16 protein-coding genes and 1 tRNA gene are annotated in these 16676 nt (G+C 69.9%); 3 read left to right on the top strand and 14 right to left on the bottom strand.

Annotated features, from left to right (window positions below):
- Positions 1–261 precede the first annotated feature (261 nt).
- Complete coding sequence (locus ACP4J3_RS40315) at positions 262–1260, top strand: zinc metalloprotease (protein ID WP_426541399.1); 999 nt, start codon at positions 262–264, stop codon at positions 1258–1260.
- A gap of 14 nt (positions 1261–1274) precedes the next feature.
- Here ACP4J3_RS40315 and ACP4J3_RS40310 read toward each other — a convergent pair whose 3' ends face one another.
- A complete protein-coding gene (locus tag ACP4J3_RS40310; protein WP_426541397.1) occupies positions 1275–1844 on the bottom strand; it encodes a dienelactone hydrolase family protein in 570 nt (189 codons plus the stop codon).
- 95 nt (positions 1845–1939) lie between these two features.
- On the opposite strand from ACP4J3_RS40310, the gene ACP4J3_RS40305 reads away from it, so the two are divergent.
- Positions 1940–3058, top strand: coding sequence for a mechanosensitive ion channel family protein (locus tag ACP4J3_RS40305; RefSeq protein WP_426541395.1), 1119 nt, complete (start codon positions 1940–1942; stop codon positions 3056–3058).
- A gap of 15 nt (positions 3059–3073) precedes the next feature.
- Here the strand turns inward: ACP4J3_RS40305 and ACP4J3_RS40300 are convergent, their stop codons facing one another.
- The 6 genes from ACP4J3_RS40300 to ACP4J3_RS40275 all read right to left on the bottom strand — a co-directional run bounded on the left by ACP4J3_RS40300 (position 3074) and on the right by ACP4J3_RS40275 (position 7504).
- Positions 3074–3814, bottom strand: a complete 741-nt coding sequence (locus tag ACP4J3_RS40300; RefSeq protein ID WP_426541393.1) for an SDR family NAD(P)-dependent oxidoreductase — start codon at positions 3812–3814, stop codon at positions 3074–3076.
- Between the two features lie 43 nt (positions 3815–3857).
- Positions 3858–4079, bottom strand: coding sequence for a hypothetical protein (locus ACP4J3_RS40295; RefSeq protein ID WP_426541430.1), 222 nt, complete (start codon positions 4077–4079; stop codon positions 3858–3860).
- Positions 4080–4097: 18 nt separating this feature from the next.
- On the bottom strand, positions 4098–4565 hold the full coding sequence (locus ACP4J3_RS40290) for a GNAT family N-acetyltransferase (RefSeq protein ID WP_426541391.1): 468 nt from the start codon (positions 4563–4565) through the stop codon (positions 4098–4100).
- A complete protein-coding gene (locus ACP4J3_RS40285) occupies positions 4562–5506 on the bottom strand; it encodes an RluA family pseudouridine synthase (RefSeq protein ID WP_426541389.1) in 945 nt (314 codons plus the stop codon). Before ACP4J3_RS40285 ends, ACP4J3_RS40290 begins: the two co-directional genes overlap by 4 nt.
- Positions 5507–5549: 43 nt before the next feature.
- On the bottom strand, positions 5550–6128 hold the full coding sequence (gene lspA, locus ACP4J3_RS40280) for a signal peptidase II (protein WP_426541387.1): 579 nt from the start codon (positions 6126–6128) through the stop codon (positions 5550–5552).
- Positions 6129–6199: 71 nt separating this feature from the next.
- Complete coding sequence (locus ACP4J3_RS40275) at positions 6200–7504, bottom strand: TraR/DksA C4-type zinc finger protein (RefSeq protein ID WP_426541385.1); 1305 nt, start codon at positions 7502–7504, stop codon at positions 6200–6202.
- 593 nt (positions 7505–8097) lie between these two features.
- On the opposite strand from ACP4J3_RS40275, the gene ileS reads away from it, so the two are divergent.
- Positions 8098–11250, top strand: coding sequence for an isoleucine--tRNA ligase (ileS, locus tag ACP4J3_RS40270; protein WP_426541383.1), 3153 nt, complete (start codon positions 8098–8100; stop codon positions 11248–11250).
- An 84-nt stretch (positions 11251–11334) separates the two neighbouring features.
- Here ileS and ACP4J3_RS40265 read toward each other — a convergent pair.
- The 7 genes from ACP4J3_RS40265 to ftsZ form a co-directional block, all read right to left on the bottom strand.
- A tRNA-Leu gene (locus ACP4J3_RS40265) sits at positions 11335–11409 on the bottom strand.
- A gap of 102 nt (positions 11410–11511) precedes the next feature.
- Positions 11512–12663: a DivIVA domain-containing protein gene (locus ACP4J3_RS40260; RefSeq protein ID WP_426541381.1), complete on the bottom strand. Its 1152-nt coding sequence runs from the start codon at positions 12661–12663 to the stop codon at positions 11512–11514.
- 55 nt (positions 12664–12718) lie between these two features.
- On the bottom strand, positions 12719–13006 hold the full coding sequence (locus tag ACP4J3_RS40255) for a YggT family protein (protein WP_004001943.1): 288 nt from the start codon (positions 13004–13006) through the stop codon (positions 12719–12721).
- Positions 13007–13065: 59 nt separating this feature from the next.
- Entirely contained in the window at positions 13066–13707 is a 642-nt protein-coding gene (locus ACP4J3_RS40250) for a cell division protein SepF (RefSeq protein ID WP_031483359.1), read from the bottom strand.
- A gap of 126 nt (positions 13708–13833) precedes the next feature.
- A complete protein-coding gene (locus ACP4J3_RS40245) occupies positions 13834–14553 on the bottom strand; it encodes a YggS family pyridoxal phosphate-dependent enzyme (RefSeq protein ID WP_426541378.1) in 720 nt (239 codons plus the stop codon).
- 6 nt (positions 14554–14559) lie between these two features.
- Positions 14560–15288 (bottom strand): peptidoglycan editing factor PgeF, encoded by a 729-nt coding sequence (gene pgeF, locus ACP4J3_RS40240; RefSeq protein ID WP_426541376.1) that lies wholly within the window; start codon positions 15286–15288, stop codon positions 14560–14562.
- Between the two features lie 10 nt (positions 15289–15298).
- Positions 15299–16507: a cell division protein FtsZ gene (ftsZ, locus tag ACP4J3_RS40235; protein ID WP_426541374.1), complete on the bottom strand. Its 1209-nt coding sequence runs from the start codon at positions 16505–16507 to the stop codon at positions 15299–15301.
- Between the last annotated feature and the right edge of the window lie 169 nt (positions 16508–16676).

The following is a 16676-nucleotide window of genomic DNA, read 5'->3' as shown; positions in this document are numbered from 1 at the left end:
GGAGATCACATCGCTACGGCGGGTGGTGCGAGTCACGGCCCGAATCCGGACACACCACCCGCCCGGGCGGCGGAACCCGTTACGCCGCGATCTCGCCCTCCGGACAGTTGATCATTCACTTACTCCAATGCTCCCTGTTTGTCGGGTCATTGATTGGGCCTGATCGATTCTCTTCGGACATGAACATGCCCACGTAATCTCCGGGCGGCGGCCAGGAAGACCCCTGCGCCCCTCTCCCCAACGCATCAGCTAGGAGTCAGCATGCGTGCGCTTGCCCGGATATCCCCCTTTACGCGCAGACGCGTTCTCGCCACGACAGCCGTGGCCGGAACTCTGATGTTCGCTCCCCTCTCGGCGCCCACCACCGTCGCGGCGGCCCAGGCTCCGGCCGCCGACTGCGCCGAGGAGACCGGCCACTCCGCGGCCCGCGAGGCCCACCCCGGACACAGCGGCGAGTCCGTCGCCGAGCCGAACGAGATCAGCGCCGCCAAGGCCCAGGCCATGGACGCCGAGCTGCGCGCCAAGCTCGACAAGCTGCCCGCCTCGGGCAGCCGCAGCCTCGCCGCGGCCGCCGCCACGGCCACCACCATCCCGGTCTACTTCCACGTCATCCACAGCGGCACGACCGGCAAGCTCAGCTCCGCCGACGTCACCGCCCAGATGAGCGTCCTGAACTCCGCCTTCGGCGGCCAGGGCACCGGCAACGCCGACTCCGGCTACCAGTTCACCCTGGCCGGCACCGACTACACCGACAACGCCGCCTGGTACAACGTCGGTTACGGCTCCGCGGAGGAGAAGGCGATGAAGTCCGCCCTGCGCAAGGGCGGCGCGAACGCGCTCAACATCTACACCGCCAACCTCGGCGACGACCTCCTCGGCTGGGCCACCTTCCCCAGCTCCTACAGGTCCAGCCCGTCCATGGACGGTGTGATGCTCCTCGACGCCTCACTGCCGGGCGGCTCGGCCGCCAACTACAACGAGGGCGACACCGCGACGCACGAGGTCGGCCACTGGATGGGCCTGTACCACACCTTCCAGGGCGGCTGTAACGGCAAGGGCGACTACGTCGAGGACACCCCCGCCGAGAAGAGCGCCGCGTACCAGTGCCCCGAGGGCCGGGACACCTGTACCCGCGACGCGGGCGTGGACCCGATCCACAACTTCATGGACTACACGTACGACGCCTGCATGTACCAGTTCACCGCGGGCCAGGTGACACGCATGCAGCAGAACTGGGCGGCGTACCGGGCCGCAGGCTGAGACTCAGGCTGAGGCTAGAGGGTCTCCAGGAAGCCGAGCGCCACCCGCCAGGTGGCCTCGGCGGCCTCCTCGTCGTAGTCCGGCAGGTCGGGGTCGGTGTAGAGGTGGCCGGCGCCCGCGTATCTGTACACCTCCACATCGGCGCCCGCTCTGCCCATCTGGAGATACCAGGCGCTCAGCCAGTCGTCCGTCTCGAACGGGTCCGGCTCGGCGACATGCAGCTGCACCGGCAGCTCGTCCACCGAGGCACCCGCCGCGATGTCCGACGTGCCGTGCAGAAGCAGCAGCCCGCGCGCCTTCTCGTCGCCGAGCGCGAGGGTCTGGGCGATGGAGGCGCCGAGCGAGAACCCGGCGTAGACCAGCCCCCGCTCCGAGTAGGGCGCCACGGCGAGCACGGCCCGCCTCAGCAGCTCGTCCTTGCCGATCCGCTCGTTGAACTCCATGCCTTCCTCGACCGTCTCGAACGTACGTCCCTCGAAGAGGTCCGGCGTCCACACCTCGTGTCCGGCGGCACGCAGCCGGTCCGCGGCCTGGCGCACCGCGGGCCTGAGGCCATGGTTCGAGTGAAAGAGCATGATGTTCATGAGGCCATGGTGCCAGCCGGGTACGACAGTGCCGTGACCACCGCCTCATCTGCACGCATGTTCATGACCCCCCTCGGCTGGTTACGTTCGGGGGCATGGAGAACATACTCCGCCCGCTGATCGTGATCGGCGGCTCGGTCCTGCTCACCCTGATCATCGGGTGGGCCTCCGACCGCCTGATGCGCAAGGCCGACGAACGGCACACCGAGACGCCGCTGTGGGGTCTGCTGCGCCGCGCCCGCGTCCCCTACCAGCTCGTTCTGTGCGCGGCCCTGCTCAGAGGGTCGTACGACCAGGCGAAGGTGCTGGAGGAGCACGAGGACGGCGTCGGCCGGGCGCTGACACTGGTGCTGATCGGCGCGGCGGCCTGGCTGACGATCGCCATCGCGGCGGCGGTCGTGGAGACCACGTACACCCGCTATGCCCGCGCCCACCGCGATCCGGCCCGGGTGCGGCGGGTGCGCACCCAGGTGACGTTGATCATGCGCGTGGTCTCGGCGGTCGTCGGCGTGGTGGCCGTGGCGGCGATGCTGCTGACGTTCCCCGCGATGCGCGCGGCCGGTGCCTCGCTGCTGGCCTCGGCCGGCATCCTCGGCATCGTCGCCGGTGTCGCGGCCCAGTCCACGCTGAGCAATATGTTCGCCGGGCTGCAGATCGCCTTCGGCGACATGGTGCGCATCGGGGACACGGTCGTGGTGGACGGCGAGTGGGGCACGGTCGAGGAGATCACCCTGACGTTCCTGACCGTGCGGACGTGGGACGAGCGCCGGATCACGATGCCCGTGTCGTACTTCACCTCGAAGGCCTTCGAGAACTGGTCGCGCGGCGGCGCCCAGATGACCGGCACCGTGTTCCTGCACCTCGACCACTCGGCGCCGCTGGATGCGATGCGCGAGCGGCTGCGGGACATCCTGCGCGAGTGCCCGGCGTGGGACGGCCGCGACTACGGACTGGTCGTCACCGACTCCACGCCGAGCACGATGGAGGTGCGGGCCCTGGTCACGGCCAAGGACGCGGACGATCTGTGGAAGGTCAGGGTCACGGTGCGCGAGCAGCTCATCCGCTGGCTGACCGAACGGCACCCGTACGCGCTGCCGCGCGTGAACGCGGCGGACGCGGCGCTGCCGCCCGGCTTCCCGGTCGCCGACCGCCTCCCGGGCGCCCGCCGCACTCACCAGCCCCATCATCCGACGGCACGGCCGGAGCGGCCCTGACCGCTCCCGGCCGGCTCAGTGCCCGCGCTCGGCCCCGCCGTTCACCTGGATGATCTGCGAGGTGATGTGCCCGGCGCCGTGGGACGCCAGCCAGTGCAGGGTCGCGGCGACGTCCCCCGAGGCGCCGGCCCGCCCGGTCGAGGTCTCCGCGATCAGCCGGGCGCGCCGCTCCTCGTCCATCCCGTCGCCGAAGAACTCGGTGTCCTCGATATACCCGGGCGCGACCACGTTCACGGTGATCCCGCGCGGCCCGAGCTGCCGGGCCAGATCATGGGCGTACGGATGCAGCGCGGCCTTGGACGCCGCGTACGCCCCGCTGCCGGAGCCCCGGAAGGCGGCGATGGAGCTGAGGAACAGCACCCGCCCGCCGGGGTCGGCGAGCCGGTCCTTCAGGGCCTCGGTGAGCAGGGCCGCGGTCAGGGTGTTGAGGCCGAAGTTGAGGGTCCAGTTGTGCAGGACGACGTCGAGGGGCTCGTCGCTGTCCACCTTGGGCTCCAGATACCCCGAGCCGCCGGCGCTGTGGATCAGTACGTCCACGGTGCCGAGCTCGGCCGCCACGAACCGCTCCACGCCGCGCACACCGCGTGGCCTGCTCAGGTCGGCCGCACAGGTCAGCGCCCCGGGCACTCCGGCCTGCTCCAGGACCTCGGCGCGTCTGCCGAGCAGCAGCACCCGGTCCCCGTCCGCCGCGAACAGCCGTGCCGCCGCGAGCCCGATCCCCGTACCGCCTCCACTGATGACAACGTTGCGAGCCATGATCAGATCGTACGAAGAGACGGCCCCCGAGAGCGAGGTCATTTCAGCCCGCACACGTCCAAATGCCGCAGCACCCGGTCCACCACCTCCGGGTGGGCCCCGGCTCGCCGCACACCACCGGCACCTCGTACCGCGCCTGGGCCTCCTTGCTTGCGCCGTATGCCTCCCGGCGTCCCTCCGGTGGCATGTCGACGTCCGCCACGAAGTCGAGCAGCGCGAGCACGGTCCCGAGCAAGGTCATCAGCGCGGGCGCCGGCAATCCCACCAGGGCTTACGGTCCCCGCTACAGGGCGCGCCGCATCGCCCGGTGCGGTATTCCCGCGTCGGGGAACTCCGGGCCGTACGCCACATACCCCAGCCGCTCGTAGAACCCCAGCGCATGCGTCTGCGCGTGCAGGTCCACCGCCGTGAGGCCACGCGCGCGTGCCGCCTCCTCGATGGCGCGCACCAGGGCCACTCCGACGCCGAGGCCGCGTGCCGCCCGGTGCACGGCGAGCCGCCCCAGCGAGCCCACCGAGGGATCGCCGTCGACCTTGGCCGCGGCCGCCTCGCCGTACAGCAGCCGCCCGGTACCGAGCGGCACCCCGTCCTCGCGGATCGCCAGCACATGCACGGCATCGACGTCGTAGGCGTCGTACTCGATCTCCTGCGGGACGCCCTGCTCGACGACGAAGACCTCCTTGCGCACCGCGAAGCACGCCTCACGGTCGGCGGGGTCGTCGGCGACCCGCACGACGTACGGCGGGGTCATGCCCATGTCTCCTCACGGACCTGGTCGAGGGCCTTCTGCAGGTCGGCCGGGTAGTCGCTCTCGAACTCGACCCACTGCCCGTCCCCCGGGTGCTCGAAGCCGAGCCGCACCGCGTGCAGCCACTGGCGGGTCAGGCGGAGCCGCTTGGCGAGCGTCGGGTCGGCGCCGTAGGTGAGGTCGCCTACGCAGGGGTGCCGGTGGGCGGCCATGTGGACGCGGATCTGGTGGGTGCGGCCGGTCTCCAGCTTCACATCCAGCAGCGAGGCCGCGCGGAACGCCTCGATGAGGTCGTAGTGCGTGATGGACGGCTTGCCGTCGGCCGTGACCGCCCACTTGTAGTCGTGGTTGGGGTGGCGGCCGATGGGCGCGTCGATGGTGCCGCTGGTCGGGTCGGGGTGGCCCTGGACGAGCGTGTGGTACCGCTTGTCGACGGTGCGCTCCTTGAACTGGCGCTTGAGCGACGTGTACGCGTACTCGGACTTGGCGACGGCCATCAGCCCGGAGGTGCCCACGTCGAGCCGGTGCACGATGCCCTGGCGCTCGGCGGCCCCGGACGTCGAGATCCGGTATCCGGCGGCGGCCAGCCCGCCGATGACCGTCGGCCCGGACCAGCCGGGCGAAGGGTGGGCCGCGACCCCGACCGGCTTGACTATCACGACCACGTCATCGTCGTCGTGCACGATCTCCATGCCCTCGACCGGCTCGGCGACGATCTGCACCGGCGCGGGCGCGCCCGGCATCTCGACCTCCAGCCAGGCCCCGCCGCGCACCCGCTCGGACTTGCCGACCACCGTGCCGTCGACCAGCACCTTGCCCGCCGCGGCGAGTTCCGCCGCCTTGGTGCGGGAGAAGCCGAACATGCGGGAGATGGCGGCGTCGACGCGCTCGCCCTCCAGGCCGTCGGGCACGGGCAGGGTACGGATCTCGGGAATCGTGCTCACCCGACGAGTATGCCGGACGGGTGAGACAGTCCCGTACGCGCACTCAGTCCTTGTGGACGGTCCCGTCCGGGTCCAGCCCCTTGAACGACAGCAGCACGATCAGGATGCCGCCGCACACGATCGCCGAGTCGGCGAGATTGAACACGGCGAAGTGCTTGGGCGCGATGAAGTCCACCACCGCGCCCTCGAAGACGCCCGGCGAGCGGAAGATCCGGTCGGTGAGATTGCCGAGCGCACCGCCGAGCAGCAGGCCGAGCGCGATCGCCCAGGGCAGGCTGTAGAGCTTGCGGGCGAGCCGGGCGATCACCACGATCACGACCGCCGCGATCACCGTGAAGATGATCGTGAAGGCCTCGCCGAAGCCGAAGGCCGCGCCCGCGTTGCGGATCGCCTCGAACTTCAGCCAGTCCCCGATGATCTCGATCGGCGGGTGGTGCTCCAGCTTGGCGACCACGATCATCTTGCTGACCAGATCGAGGGCGTACGCGAACGCGGCGACCCCGAACAGCACGGCGATCCGCCGCTTGCGGGTGCCCTTCCCCCGCGCGTCGGACTGCTCCGGCTCGGCTCCCGCCCGCTCTGGGGTATCCGGCGTACCGATGATGCGCTCCGCCTCTGCCACGTGAGTCCCTCGACCTAGGTACCTGACTGAGGACGAGAGTACGACACGCTCCCCAGCGGTGGGGCCACTGGTCAGTACCGCCGTTCCTGCTTCTGCTTGCACTCCACGCACAGGGTCGCGCGCGGGAAGGCCTGCATACGGGCCTTGCCGATCGGATTGCCGCAGTTCTCGCACAGGCCGTAGGTACCGGCGTCGAGCCGCTCCAGGGCGCGCTCGGTCTGGGTGAGCATCTCGCGCGCGTTGGCAGCGAGCGCCAGTTCGTGCTCGCGCGTGATGTTCTTGGCGCCGGTGTCGGCCTGGTCGTCGCCCGCGCCATCCCCGGAGTCCCGCATCAGACCGGCGAGGGACTGCTCGGACGAGGTGATCTCGTCACGCAGCCGCGTCATCTCGGCCATCAGTTCGGCCCGTGCCTCCTCGACCTCCTCAGGGGTCCAGGGGTCCTCGCCGGGGCGCACCGGGAGCTCGCCGGGCTCCACCGCCGCGGCGAGGCGTGCCTTGGGAACGGCGGTCTTGGCCGCCGTGGCCGTGCCAGGAGTCTTCTTCGCAACCACCGTCGTGGCTCCCGTCTGCTCCGCGGCCCGCGCCGCGCCCACCTTCTTGACCCTGCTCCGGGCGACCGCGCCTTTCCCGGCCGCACCCTGCGCGCCCACGCTCCGCTTGGCCGCGCTCTTCTTGGCGGCACTTTCCTTCGCCACGGCCTTCTTCGCCACGGCCTTCTTCGCCGCGGCCTTCTTGACCGCCTTGCCCTTGGCCGCCTTGCCCTTGGCCGCCTTGCCCTTGGCCGCTGCCTTGGCGGTCTTCTTGGCCGCCGTCTCCTTGGCAGGCGCCTTCTTGGCAGGCGCCTTCTTGGCAGGCGCCTTCTTGGCTGCCGTCCCCCCGGCCGCCTCCTTCGAAGGAGCCCTCTTGGCCTCCGTCGCCTTCTTGGAAGCGGCCTTTTCGGTGGCGCCCTTCTTGGCGACTGTCTTCTTGACGGCCGCCTTCCTGGTGGCGGTCTTCGACGCGGCCGCCTTCCCGCCGGCCACCTTGGGAGCCGCCGCCTTGGCAGCGCCCGCCTCTTTCCCGGCCGTCCTGGTGGCCGCTTCCGTCGCTTTCCTCGCGACCGCCTTCTTCGCTCCCGCCTTCTTCGTTCCCGCCTGCTTCGCCGCCGCCTTCTTCCCGGTCATCCTCCCCGTCGGATCGGCGGCCCCCCGCACCGTCTTCACCGGCTTCTTTCCCCGCGCCCCCGCGGAACGCGCCCCCGCAGAACCCCCCTGCGCACCCTGCGCACCCTGCGCACTCTTCTTCCCGCTCACATCCTTGGCCGCACCGCCGGAGGCATCCGCATGTGTGGATCTGCTCGACGCCGACTGCTGTACGGCGGTCTTCTTCGCCACCATGCCGCGGCCCCTTCACATATTGTGATCTTGCTCGCGAATCGTGCTGGGACGATAAATCGACTTGAGTCCCGCGGCAACGGGGCACACCGCCCGATTCGCCCGCCTCGCGCATGCCGCGCGGCGGACCTGCATCCGTTGTGCCCAGCTCCCCGCCGGGTATGCAGCCGAGCCGGACGTCCCAGATTCCGAACATCGGCACCGCACCATTCGGGTCACCGGGGCCCGAACCCGATCCCCGCCCCCGTGCCCCGGAAAACCGGTCGGCCGCTGTCCGTGGGGCGCCGTACACTGGGCGCAGCGAAAAGCGTGGATGGGGACGAGTAGCGGCGTACGCAGCCCAGAGCGACCCGGGGACGGTGGAAGCCCGGGGGCGAGCGCGACGTGAAGATCACCCCGGAGCCGCCGGAAGAAAGCCTCCGCAAGGCCAGTAGAACCGGCATCGCGACCCCAATGAGGGGGCTCGCCGACGCACACCCCGCGTCGGAGGGCCAAGGAGGGTGGTACCGCGGGAGCGCGCCGAAACCGGCGCAAGGCAAGATCGGCTCTCGTCCCTCCGGACGGAAGGCAGCAAGTCCGCCGGAGGAAGCTCGCTGATGACAACGCCGACGTACCGCCAGGTGCCCGCCCAGGTCGACCTGCCCGCCCTCGAGCACGCCGTGCTCGACTTCTGGCGCGAGCAGAAGATCTTCGCCAAGAGCCTGGAGCAGTCCGAGGGCCGCCCCGAGTGGGTGTTCTACGAGGGCCCGCCCACCGCCAACGGCATGCCCGGCGCCCACCACATCGAGGCCCGCGTCTTCAAGGACGTCTTCCCCCGCTTCCGCACCATGCGCGGCTACCACGTGGCCCGCAAGGCCGGCTGGGACTGCCACGGCCTGCCAGTGGAGCTGGCGGTCGAGAAGGAGCTGGGCTTCAGCGGCAAGAAGGACATCGAGGCGTACGGCATCGCCGAGTTCAACGCCAAGTGCCGCGAGTCCGTGCTGCGCCACACCGACGCCTTCTCCGACCTGACGACCCGCATGGGCTACTGGGTCGACCTCGACGACGCCTACGTCACGATGGAGCCCGAGTACATCGAGTCCGTCTGGTGGTCGCTGAAGGAGATCTTCACCAAGGGCCTGCTGGTCCAGGACCACCGCGTCGCCCCCTGGTGCCCGCGCTGCGGCACCGGCCTGTCCGACCACGAGCTGGCGCAGGGCTACGAGACGGTCGTCGACCCCTCGGTGTACGTCCGTTTCCCGCTCACCTCCGGTCCACTGGCCGGCGAGGCCGCGCTCCTGGTGTGGACGACCACGCCCTGGACCCTCGTCTCCAACACGGCGGTCGCCGCCCACCCCGAGGTCACCTATGTCGTAGCGACGAACGGCGAGGAGAAGCTCGTCGTCGCCGAACCGCTGCTCGCCAAGGCCCTCGGCGAGGGCTGGGAGACCACCGGCCAGACCTTCACCGGCGCCGAGATGGAGCGTTGGACGTATCAGCGCCCGTTCGAGCTGGTCGAGTTCCCGGCTGAGGCCCACTTCGTGGTCAACGCCGAGTACGTCACCACCGAGGACGGCACGGGTCTGGTCCACCAGTCCCCCGCCTTCGGTGAGGACGACCTCAAGGTCTGCCGCGCGTACGGCCTGCCGGTCGTGAACCCGGTCCGCCCGGACGGCACCTTCGCCGAGGACGTGCCCCTCGTCGGCGGCGTCTTCTTCAAGAAGGCGGACGAAAAGCTCACCGAGGACCTCCAGCAGCGCGGTCTGCTCTTCCGGCACACCCCGTACGAGCACAGCTACCCGCACTGCTGGCGCTGCCACACCGCGCTCCTGTACTACGCGCAGCCGTCCTGGTACATCCGCACCACGGCCATCAAGGACCGCCTCCTCGAGGAGAACGAGAACACCAACTGGTTCCCGGAGACGGTCAAGCACGGCCGGTACGGCGACTGGCTGAACAACAACATCGACTGGGCGCTGTCCCGCAACCGCTACTGGGGCACCCCGCTGCCGATCTGGCGCTGCGAGGACGACCACCTCACCTGCGTCGGCTCCCGCGCGGAGCTCACCGAGCTGACCGGCACCGACCAGTCCGGCCTGGACCCGCACCGCCCGTACATCGACGACGTCACCTTCGCCTGCCCGCAGTGCGCCAAGACGGCCACGCGCGTGCCGGAGGTCATCGACGCCTGGTACGACTCGGGCTCGATGCCGTTCGCGCAGTGGGGCTACCCGTACAAGAACAAGGAGCTGTTCGAGAGCCGCTACCCCGCGCAGTTCATCAGCGAGGCCATCGACCAGACCCGTGGCTGGTTCTACACGCTGATGGCGGTCGGAACCCTGGTCTTCGACAAGTCGTCGTACGAGAACGTCGTCTGCCTCGGCCACATCCTCGCCGAGGACGGCCGCAAGATGTCCAAGCACCTGGGCAACATCCTGCAGCCGATCCCGCTGATGGATCAGCACGGCGCGGACGCGGTGCGCTGGTTCATGGCGGCCGGCGGCTCCCCGTGGGCGGCACGCCGCGTGGGCCACGGCACGATCCAGGAGGTGGTGCGCAAGACCCTGCTCACCTACTGGAACACGGTCGCCTTCCAGGCCCTGTACGCCCGTACGTCGAACTGGGCGCCGTCCGAGGCGGACCCGGCCCCGGCCGACCGCCCGGTCCTGGACCGCTGGCTGCTGTCCGAACTGCACGCGCTCACCGACCAGGTCACGCAGGCCCTGGATGCCTACGACACCCAGCGCGCCGGCAAGCTGCTCTCGGCGTTCGTCGACGACCTGTCGAACTGGTACGTCCGCCGCTCGCGCCGCCGCTTCTGGCAGGGCGACAAGGCGGCGCTGCGCACCCTGCACGAGGTCGTCGAGACGGTCACCAAGCTGATGGCCCCGCTGACCCCGTTCATCACCGAGCGGGTCTGGCAGGACCTGATCGTCCCGGTCACCCCCGGCGCCCCGGAGTCGGTCCACCTGGCCTCCTGGCCTCAGGCGGACCTGTCGGCGATCAACCCGGAGCTGTCCACGCAGATGGTCCTGGTGCGCCGACTGGTCGAGCTGGGCCGCGCCACGCGCGCGGAGTCGGGCGTCAAGACCCGTCAGCCGCTGTCCCGTGCCCTGGTGGCCGCCGCGGGCTTCGAGACCCTCGACCCGGAACTGCACACGCAGATCACCGAGGAGCTGAACGTCTCGTCGCTGGCGTCGCTCTCCGAGGTCGGCGGCAGCCTGGTGGACACCACCGCCAAGGCCAACTTCCGAGCCCTGGGCAAGCGCTTCGGCAAGCGCGTCCAGGACGTGGCGAAGGCCGTCGCGAACGCGGACGCGGCGGCGCTGTCCCTGGCCCTGCGCGAGGGCACGGCGTCGGTGGAGGTCGACGGCGAGACGATCACGCTCGCACCCGACGAGGTGATCATCACGGAGACCCCGCGCGAGGGCTGGTCGGTGGCGTCCGACTCGGGTGCCACGGTCGCCCTGGACCTGGAGATCACCGAGGAGCTGCGCCGTGCGGGCCTGGCCCGTGACGCGATCCGCCTGATCCAGGAGGCCCGCAAGAACAGCGGCCTGGACGTGGCCGACCGGATCGCCCTGCGGTGGACGGCGACGGACCCGGCGGTGATCGCGGCCCTGTCCGAGCACGCCGGCCTGATCTCCGACGAGGTCCTGGCGACGGCCTTCTTGAATGAACACAGCGCCCAGGGCGAGGCCGACGACACCTACGGCTCCGCGTTCACGGACGAGGGTCTGACCCTGACCTTCCGCCTGCGCAAGGCGTAGCCGAAGACCGAAGGCCCGGGCCCGCCAAAAAATCTTGGCGGGCCCGGGCCTTCGGCGTTGCGTACGTTCGCACGGCTGACGCACTGGGGCGGGCCGGATTCGAACCGGCGTCCTCCTAGATGCTGTCGAGGCGCGACGACCAACTGCGCTACGCGCCCCAGCGCTGCGAGGACGCTACCCCATGCGAAAGGGCGGAGGCCCCGGAATTTTCCGGGGCCTCCGCCCTGAACGCTGCCGACGCCTACGGCGTACTACCAACCGTCAGTTGTCGTCCTCGTCGATGAGGAACCCGCGCATCGGCGAGGGAGCCTGCCCCATCGGGGACGGGCCGCCCTGCGGACGCACCGGCGCCATCGGCTGGGTCATCGCCGGGGACATCTGCTGCTGACCGCCATAGGACGGGGCAGCCGGGGACGGGGCGCCGCCCATCGTCTGGTTGCCGCCGCCGTACGACGGGGCACTCGCGCCGGCCGGTGCCATGGAGGGCGCCGGGGACGGCGGGAGGGACGCCGTGGCCGGGGTGCGCGGCGGGGCGAGCGAGTCGTCCGACTGGGTCTCCAGCTGGCGCAGCTGGGACTCGAGGTAGGACTTCAGCCGCGTGCGGTACTCGCGCTCGAAGCCACGCAGGTCCTCGACCTTGCGCTCCAGCGTGGCGCGGGCGGACTCCAGGGAGCCCATCGCGACGCGGTGCTTCTCCTGCGCGTCCCGCTCCAGGGCGTCAGCCTTGGCACGGGCGTCACGCTCGAGGCCCTCGGCACGCGAACGCGCCTCGCCGACGATCTTGTTGGCCTCGGAACGGGCCTCGGCGATCGCCTGGTCGGCGGTCTGCTGGGCGAGCGACAGAACGCGCGCGGCGCTGTCGCCACCGGGGCCGCCCTGACCGGGACCGCCCATCGGGCCACCCATCGGACCGCCCATGGGGCCGCCCATCTGCTGCATGGGGGGCTGGCCCATCGGCCCCGGACCCTGGCCCATCGGACCGGGACCCTGCGGGCCACCCTGACCGCCGGGACCGGCGGGCAGCTGCGGAGCACCGCTGGGCAGCTGGGGCGGACCACCCATGGGGCCACCCATCTGCTGCTGCGGCGGGCCCGATATCCCGGCGGGGACGGGAGCCCCGGGACCGCGCATGCCCTGCTGCGGCATGCCGCCCTGCTGCTGGTCCTGCGGACCGCCAGGACCCTGCGGACCGCCGGGACCCTCCGGCGGCTTGCGCATGTTCTGCTGGTTCTGGGCAGCAGCGCGCGTGGCCGCGGCCAGCTTGGCCCGCAGGTCCTCGTTCTCGCGGAGCAGGCGGGTCAGTTCGGCTTCGACCTCATCGAGGAAGGCATCGACCTCGTCCTCGTCATAGCCTTCTCGGAGGCGGACGGTCGTGAACTGCTTGTTCCGCACGTCCTCGGGGGTCAACGGCATCTCTTCACCTCAACGTAGTCGTCGGCAGTCGGCAAGACCGTATCTGTCACATCGTTCACATCGCGCTCCGTACAAGCGTGATCAAGATGTAGACGATGATCATCAGTACGAAGAAGGACAGGTCGAGCGCCACGCCCCCGAGACGCAGCGGCGGAATCACCCGCCGCAGAAGCTTCAGCGGTGGATCGGTGACAGTGTAGGTGGCCTCAAGAACGACCACCATCGCCTTGCCGGGTTGCCATGAGCGGGCGAACTGGAAGACGTAGTCCATGACCAACCGGAAGATGAGCACGATGAGGAACACCATCAGCGCGATGTAGAGAACCTGCAGGACCACGCTCATGACTGGTGTTTCCCTCTCCCCTGTTTCCCTGTTCCGTGCGTTTCTTCCGGTGGTGCGTCTCAGCTCTGGTTGAAGAACCCGCCCTCTGCGATGCGGGCCTTGTCCTCCGCCGTGACATCGACGTTAGCAGGAGACAACAGAAACACCTTCTGGGTCACCCGCTCGATGCTGCCGTGAAGACCAAACACCAAACCCGCCGCAAAGTCGACAAGTCGCTTGGCATCTGTGTCATCCATCTCAGTCAGATTCATGATCACCGGGGTGCCCTCACGGAAGTGTTCCCCGATGGTACGGGCCTCGTTGTAGGTCCGGGGGTGAAGTGTGGTGATCCGGTACGGCTCTCGTTCCGACACGACCTTGGGCATGATCACCGGTGCGTTCTTCTCCAGGCTTGCGCGTTCTTGTGTGATGGATGCCACGGGCGCGATGCGCGCCGGACGGCTGGATTCCGCGGGTAGCGAAGTCGAGCGGGCCACCGGTTCACGAGGCGCGGGCGGCTGAACGATTCGCACCTCTTCGTCCCTTTGGGACTGATGTGCACTGTGGGACTGGTGCGACGGCTCATGCCGTCGATGGTCCCGCTCGGGCTCCGGGTCCAGTTCGGGCTCGAAGTCGTCGTCGGGGTCGAACCCCCGGCCGTCGTACCCATCGTCCTCCACGAGGCCGAGGTAGACCGCCATCTTGCGCATCGCGCCGGCCATGCTCTGAGTCCTCCGCTCTGTGGTGGATCGGCGACTGCCAAGTGCCCGCGATCCACGCGGTCGTTACGCCCGCCTTTTCGGCGACATTGACCATATTTTCTGCTGTGGTCCGACTTCCTGGCGACGTTACCCGAGCCTGGGGCGGACTCCGAGTACCGCAGTGCCGACGCGCACATGTGTCGCACCCGCCGCCACCGCCTCTTCGAGATCCGCACTCATTCCTGCCGACACCATGTTCGCAGCCGGATGGGCTCGGCGCAGGTCGGTCGACAAATCCATCAACCGCTCGAACGCCGCCTGTTGGCGCCCCGCGTACTCCCCGGTGAGCGGGGCGACGGTCATCAGCCCGTCGAGCCGCAGCCCCGGAGCCTTCGCGATCAGACCGGCCAACTCCTCGATTCCGCCCGGCGCCACACCACCCCTCTCACCCCGTCGGCTCTCTCCGGCGTCCAGGGCCACCTGGATGAGACAGCCGACCTCGCGCTCCTGCCGTACGGCCTCCTTCGACAGTGCCGTCACCAGCTTGGAACGATCGACGGACTGCACGAGGTCCGCGTAACCGACCACGGATCGCACCTTGTTGGTCTGCAACTGGCCGACAAAATGCCACGCAAGGGGCAGATCCGAGCATGCGGCGGCCTTGGGGGCCGCATCCTGATCGCGGTTCTCGGCGACGTGGCGCACACCGAGTTCCGACAGGATCCGCACATCGCTCGCGGGGTAGGTCTTGGTGACCACGATCAGGGTCACCTCCTCGCGGGCGCGCCCGGCGGCCGCACAGGCGGCGGCGATACGGTTCTCCACCTTCGCCAGGTTCGCGGCGAGTTCGTCCTTACGGTCCGTCATGTCCATTCAGTCCAGCCAGACATAGCCCGCGAGCCGGCCCGTGGTGCGGTCGCGGCGGTACGAGAAGTGATCGCCCGACTCCAGCGTGCACACCGGGGACTGCACCCGGTCGCGCACGCCGAGACGCGCGAGCTGGGCGTGCACTCCGGCGGCCACGTCCACCGCCGGAGTGCCCCAGCTCGTCTCGGTGTGCGCCGTCGGCTCCTTGGCCGCCACCTCGGCGCGCATCGCCTCCGGCACCTCGTAGCACCGGCCGCAGACGGCCGGGCCGGTGCGGGCGACGATCCGGGCGGGGTCGGCGCCCAGTTCGGTCATCGCGCGTAGCGTGGCCGGGACGACCCCGGCGACCATGCCGGGCCGCCCCGCGTGGGCGGCCGCGACGATCCCCGCGACCGGGTCGGCCAGCAGCACCGGCACACAGTCGGCGGTGAGGACGGCGAGGGCGAGACCGCGCCGCGCCGTGACGATCGCGTCGACCTCGGGCACCGGACGGTCACACCAGGGTCCGTCCACCACGGCGACGTCCGTCCCGTGCACCTGGTTCATCCAGACGACGTCACCCGGATCGAGCCCGAGCGACTTGGCGGCGAGCTCGCGGTTGGTCAGTACGGCGTCGGTGTCGTCGCCGACCGCCCCTCCGAGGTTGAGCTCCTCATACGGAGCGGCGCTCACCCCGCCCCACCGGTCGGTGAAGGCGAAGTGCGCGCCGCTCACGGTGTCGCGCTGTCCTATCACGTCAGAAGGATCACTTAAGGAAGTCCGGTACGTCCAGCTCCTCCGCCGCGCTGTCGGCGTAGGTCCGCGACGGCGGGACCGGCGGGGCGACCGGGATGTCGGCCACCGGCTCCGGTGCGGCGGCGGGCTCCGGCTCCTCCTTCGGCGTGACGCTGCCGAGCGAGCCGAAGGACGGGCGGCTCTCGGGCTGCTGCCGTACCGGAGTGGGCTCCTCGCGGCGGGGCGCCGAGGACGAGGCCGAACCGAGGACGTTGTCCCGGCGGGCCGGCGGCTGGCCCCCGTCGAAGCCGGCCGCGATCACGGTGACCCGGACCTCGTCGCCGAGGGCGTCGTCGATGACCGCGCCGAAGATGATGTTGGCCTCGGGATGGGCGGCCTCGCTCACCAGCTGGGCGGCCTCGTTGATCTCGAACAGGCCGAGGTCGGAGCCGCCGGAGATGGAGAGCAGCACGCCCCGGGCACCGTCGATGGACGCCTCCAGGAGCGGCGAGGAGATCGCCATCTCGGCCGCAGCCACCGCGCGGTCGTCGCCGCGGGCCGAGCCGATGCCCATGAGGGCCGAACCGGCCTCGGACATGACCGACTTCACATCGGCGAAGTCGAGGTTGATGAGGCCCGGGGTGGTGATGAGGTCGGTGATGCCCTGGACACCGGAGAGCAGGACCTGGTCCGCGGACTTGAAGGCGTCGAGCACCGAGACCTGGCGGTCCGAGATGGACAGCAGCCGGTCGTTCGGGATGACGATGAGGGTGTCGACCTCTTCGCGGAGTTCGGCGATGCCGTCCTCGGCCTGGTTGGCGCGGCGCCGCCCCTCGAAGGTGAACGGGCGCGTGACCACACCGATGGTGAGGGCACCCAGGGAGCGGGCGATGTTGGCCACGACGGGTGCGCCGCCGGTGCCGGTGCCGCCGCCTTCACCGGCCGTCACGAAGACCATGTCGGCCCCCTTGAGGACCTCCTCGATCTCCTCGCGGTGGTCCTCGGCGGCCTTGCGGCCGACGGCCGGGTTGGCTCCGGCGCCGAGTCCGCGGGTGAGTTCACGGCCGACGTCGAGCTTGACGTCGGCGTCGCTCATCAACAGAGCTTGCGCGTCGGTGTTGATGGCGATGAACTCGACGCCCTTGAGACCGACCTCGATCATCCGGTTGATGGCATTGACACCACCGCCGCCGACACCGATGACTTTGATGACTGCGAGGTAGTTCTGCGGTGCTGCCACGTCGAAGGCCTCTCGCCTCGAGTTACGGGTCGTCGGATCACGGGAGCGGTGTGCTTCGTGAACCGGCGACTGATGCCGAATGGGACGGTCCGTAGCGCCGACCCGAACCCTAACCCTGAAGTTTAGGGTTACCAGTGTGTCTGTTCCTTGAAGTCTTCTGAACAGGACA

The sequence above is a fragment of the Streptomyces sp. UG1 genome, assembly GCF_049974585.1.
Taxonomy (GTDB): domain Bacteria; phylum Actinomycetota; class Actinomycetes; order Streptomycetales; family Streptomycetaceae; genus Streptomyces.
The sequence above is the reverse complement of the archived record's forward strand: the minus strand, read 5'-3'. Positions and strand labels throughout refer to the sequence as shown.

Excerpts from the sequence above, each read along its gene's own strand:
- ACP4J3_RS40290 (WP_426541391.1), bottom strand. The coding sequence starts at position 4,565 with ATGACCCCGCCGTACGTCGTGCGGGTCGCCGACGACCCCGCCGACCGT.
- ACP4J3_RS40310 (WP_426541397.1), bottom strand. The coding sequence starts at position 1,844 with ATGAACATCATGCTCTTTCACTCGAACCATGGCCTCAGGCCCGCGGTG.
- ACP4J3_RS40245 (WP_426541378.1), bottom strand. The coding sequence starts at position 14,553 with ATGACGGACCGTAAGGACGAACTCGCCGCGAACCTGGCGAAGGTGGAG.
- ACP4J3_RS40275 (WP_426541385.1), bottom strand. The coding sequence starts at position 7,504 with ATGGTGGCGAAGAAGACCGCCGTACAGCAGTCGGCGTCGAGCAGATCC.
- ACP4J3_RS40260 (WP_426541381.1), bottom strand. The coding sequence starts at position 12,663 with ATGCCGTTGACCCCCGAGGACGTGCGGAACAAGCAGTTCACGACCGTC.
- ACP4J3_RS40315 (WP_426541399.1), top strand. The coding sequence starts at position 262 with ATGCGTGCGCTTGCCCGGATATCCCCCTTTACGCGCAGACGCGTTCTC.
- ileS (WP_426541383.1), top strand. The coding sequence starts at position 8,098 with ATGACAACGCCGACGTACCGCCAGGTGCCCGCCCAGGTCGACCTGCCC.
- ACP4J3_RS40255 (WP_004001943.1), bottom strand. The coding sequence starts at position 13,006 with ATGAGCGTGGTCCTGCAGGTTCTCTACATCGCGCTGATGGTGTTCCTC.
- ACP4J3_RS40300 (WP_426541393.1), bottom strand. The coding sequence starts at position 3,814 with ATGGCTCGCAACGTTGTCATCAGTGGAGGCGGTACGGGGATCGGGCTC.
- ACP4J3_RS40305 (WP_426541395.1), top strand. The coding sequence starts at position 1,940 with ATGGAGAACATACTCCGCCCGCTGATCGTGATCGGCGGCTCGGTCCTG.
- ACP4J3_RS40250 (WP_031483359.1), bottom strand. The coding sequence starts at position 13,707 with ATGGCCGGCGCGATGCGCAAGATGGCGGTCTACCTCGGCCTCGTGGAG.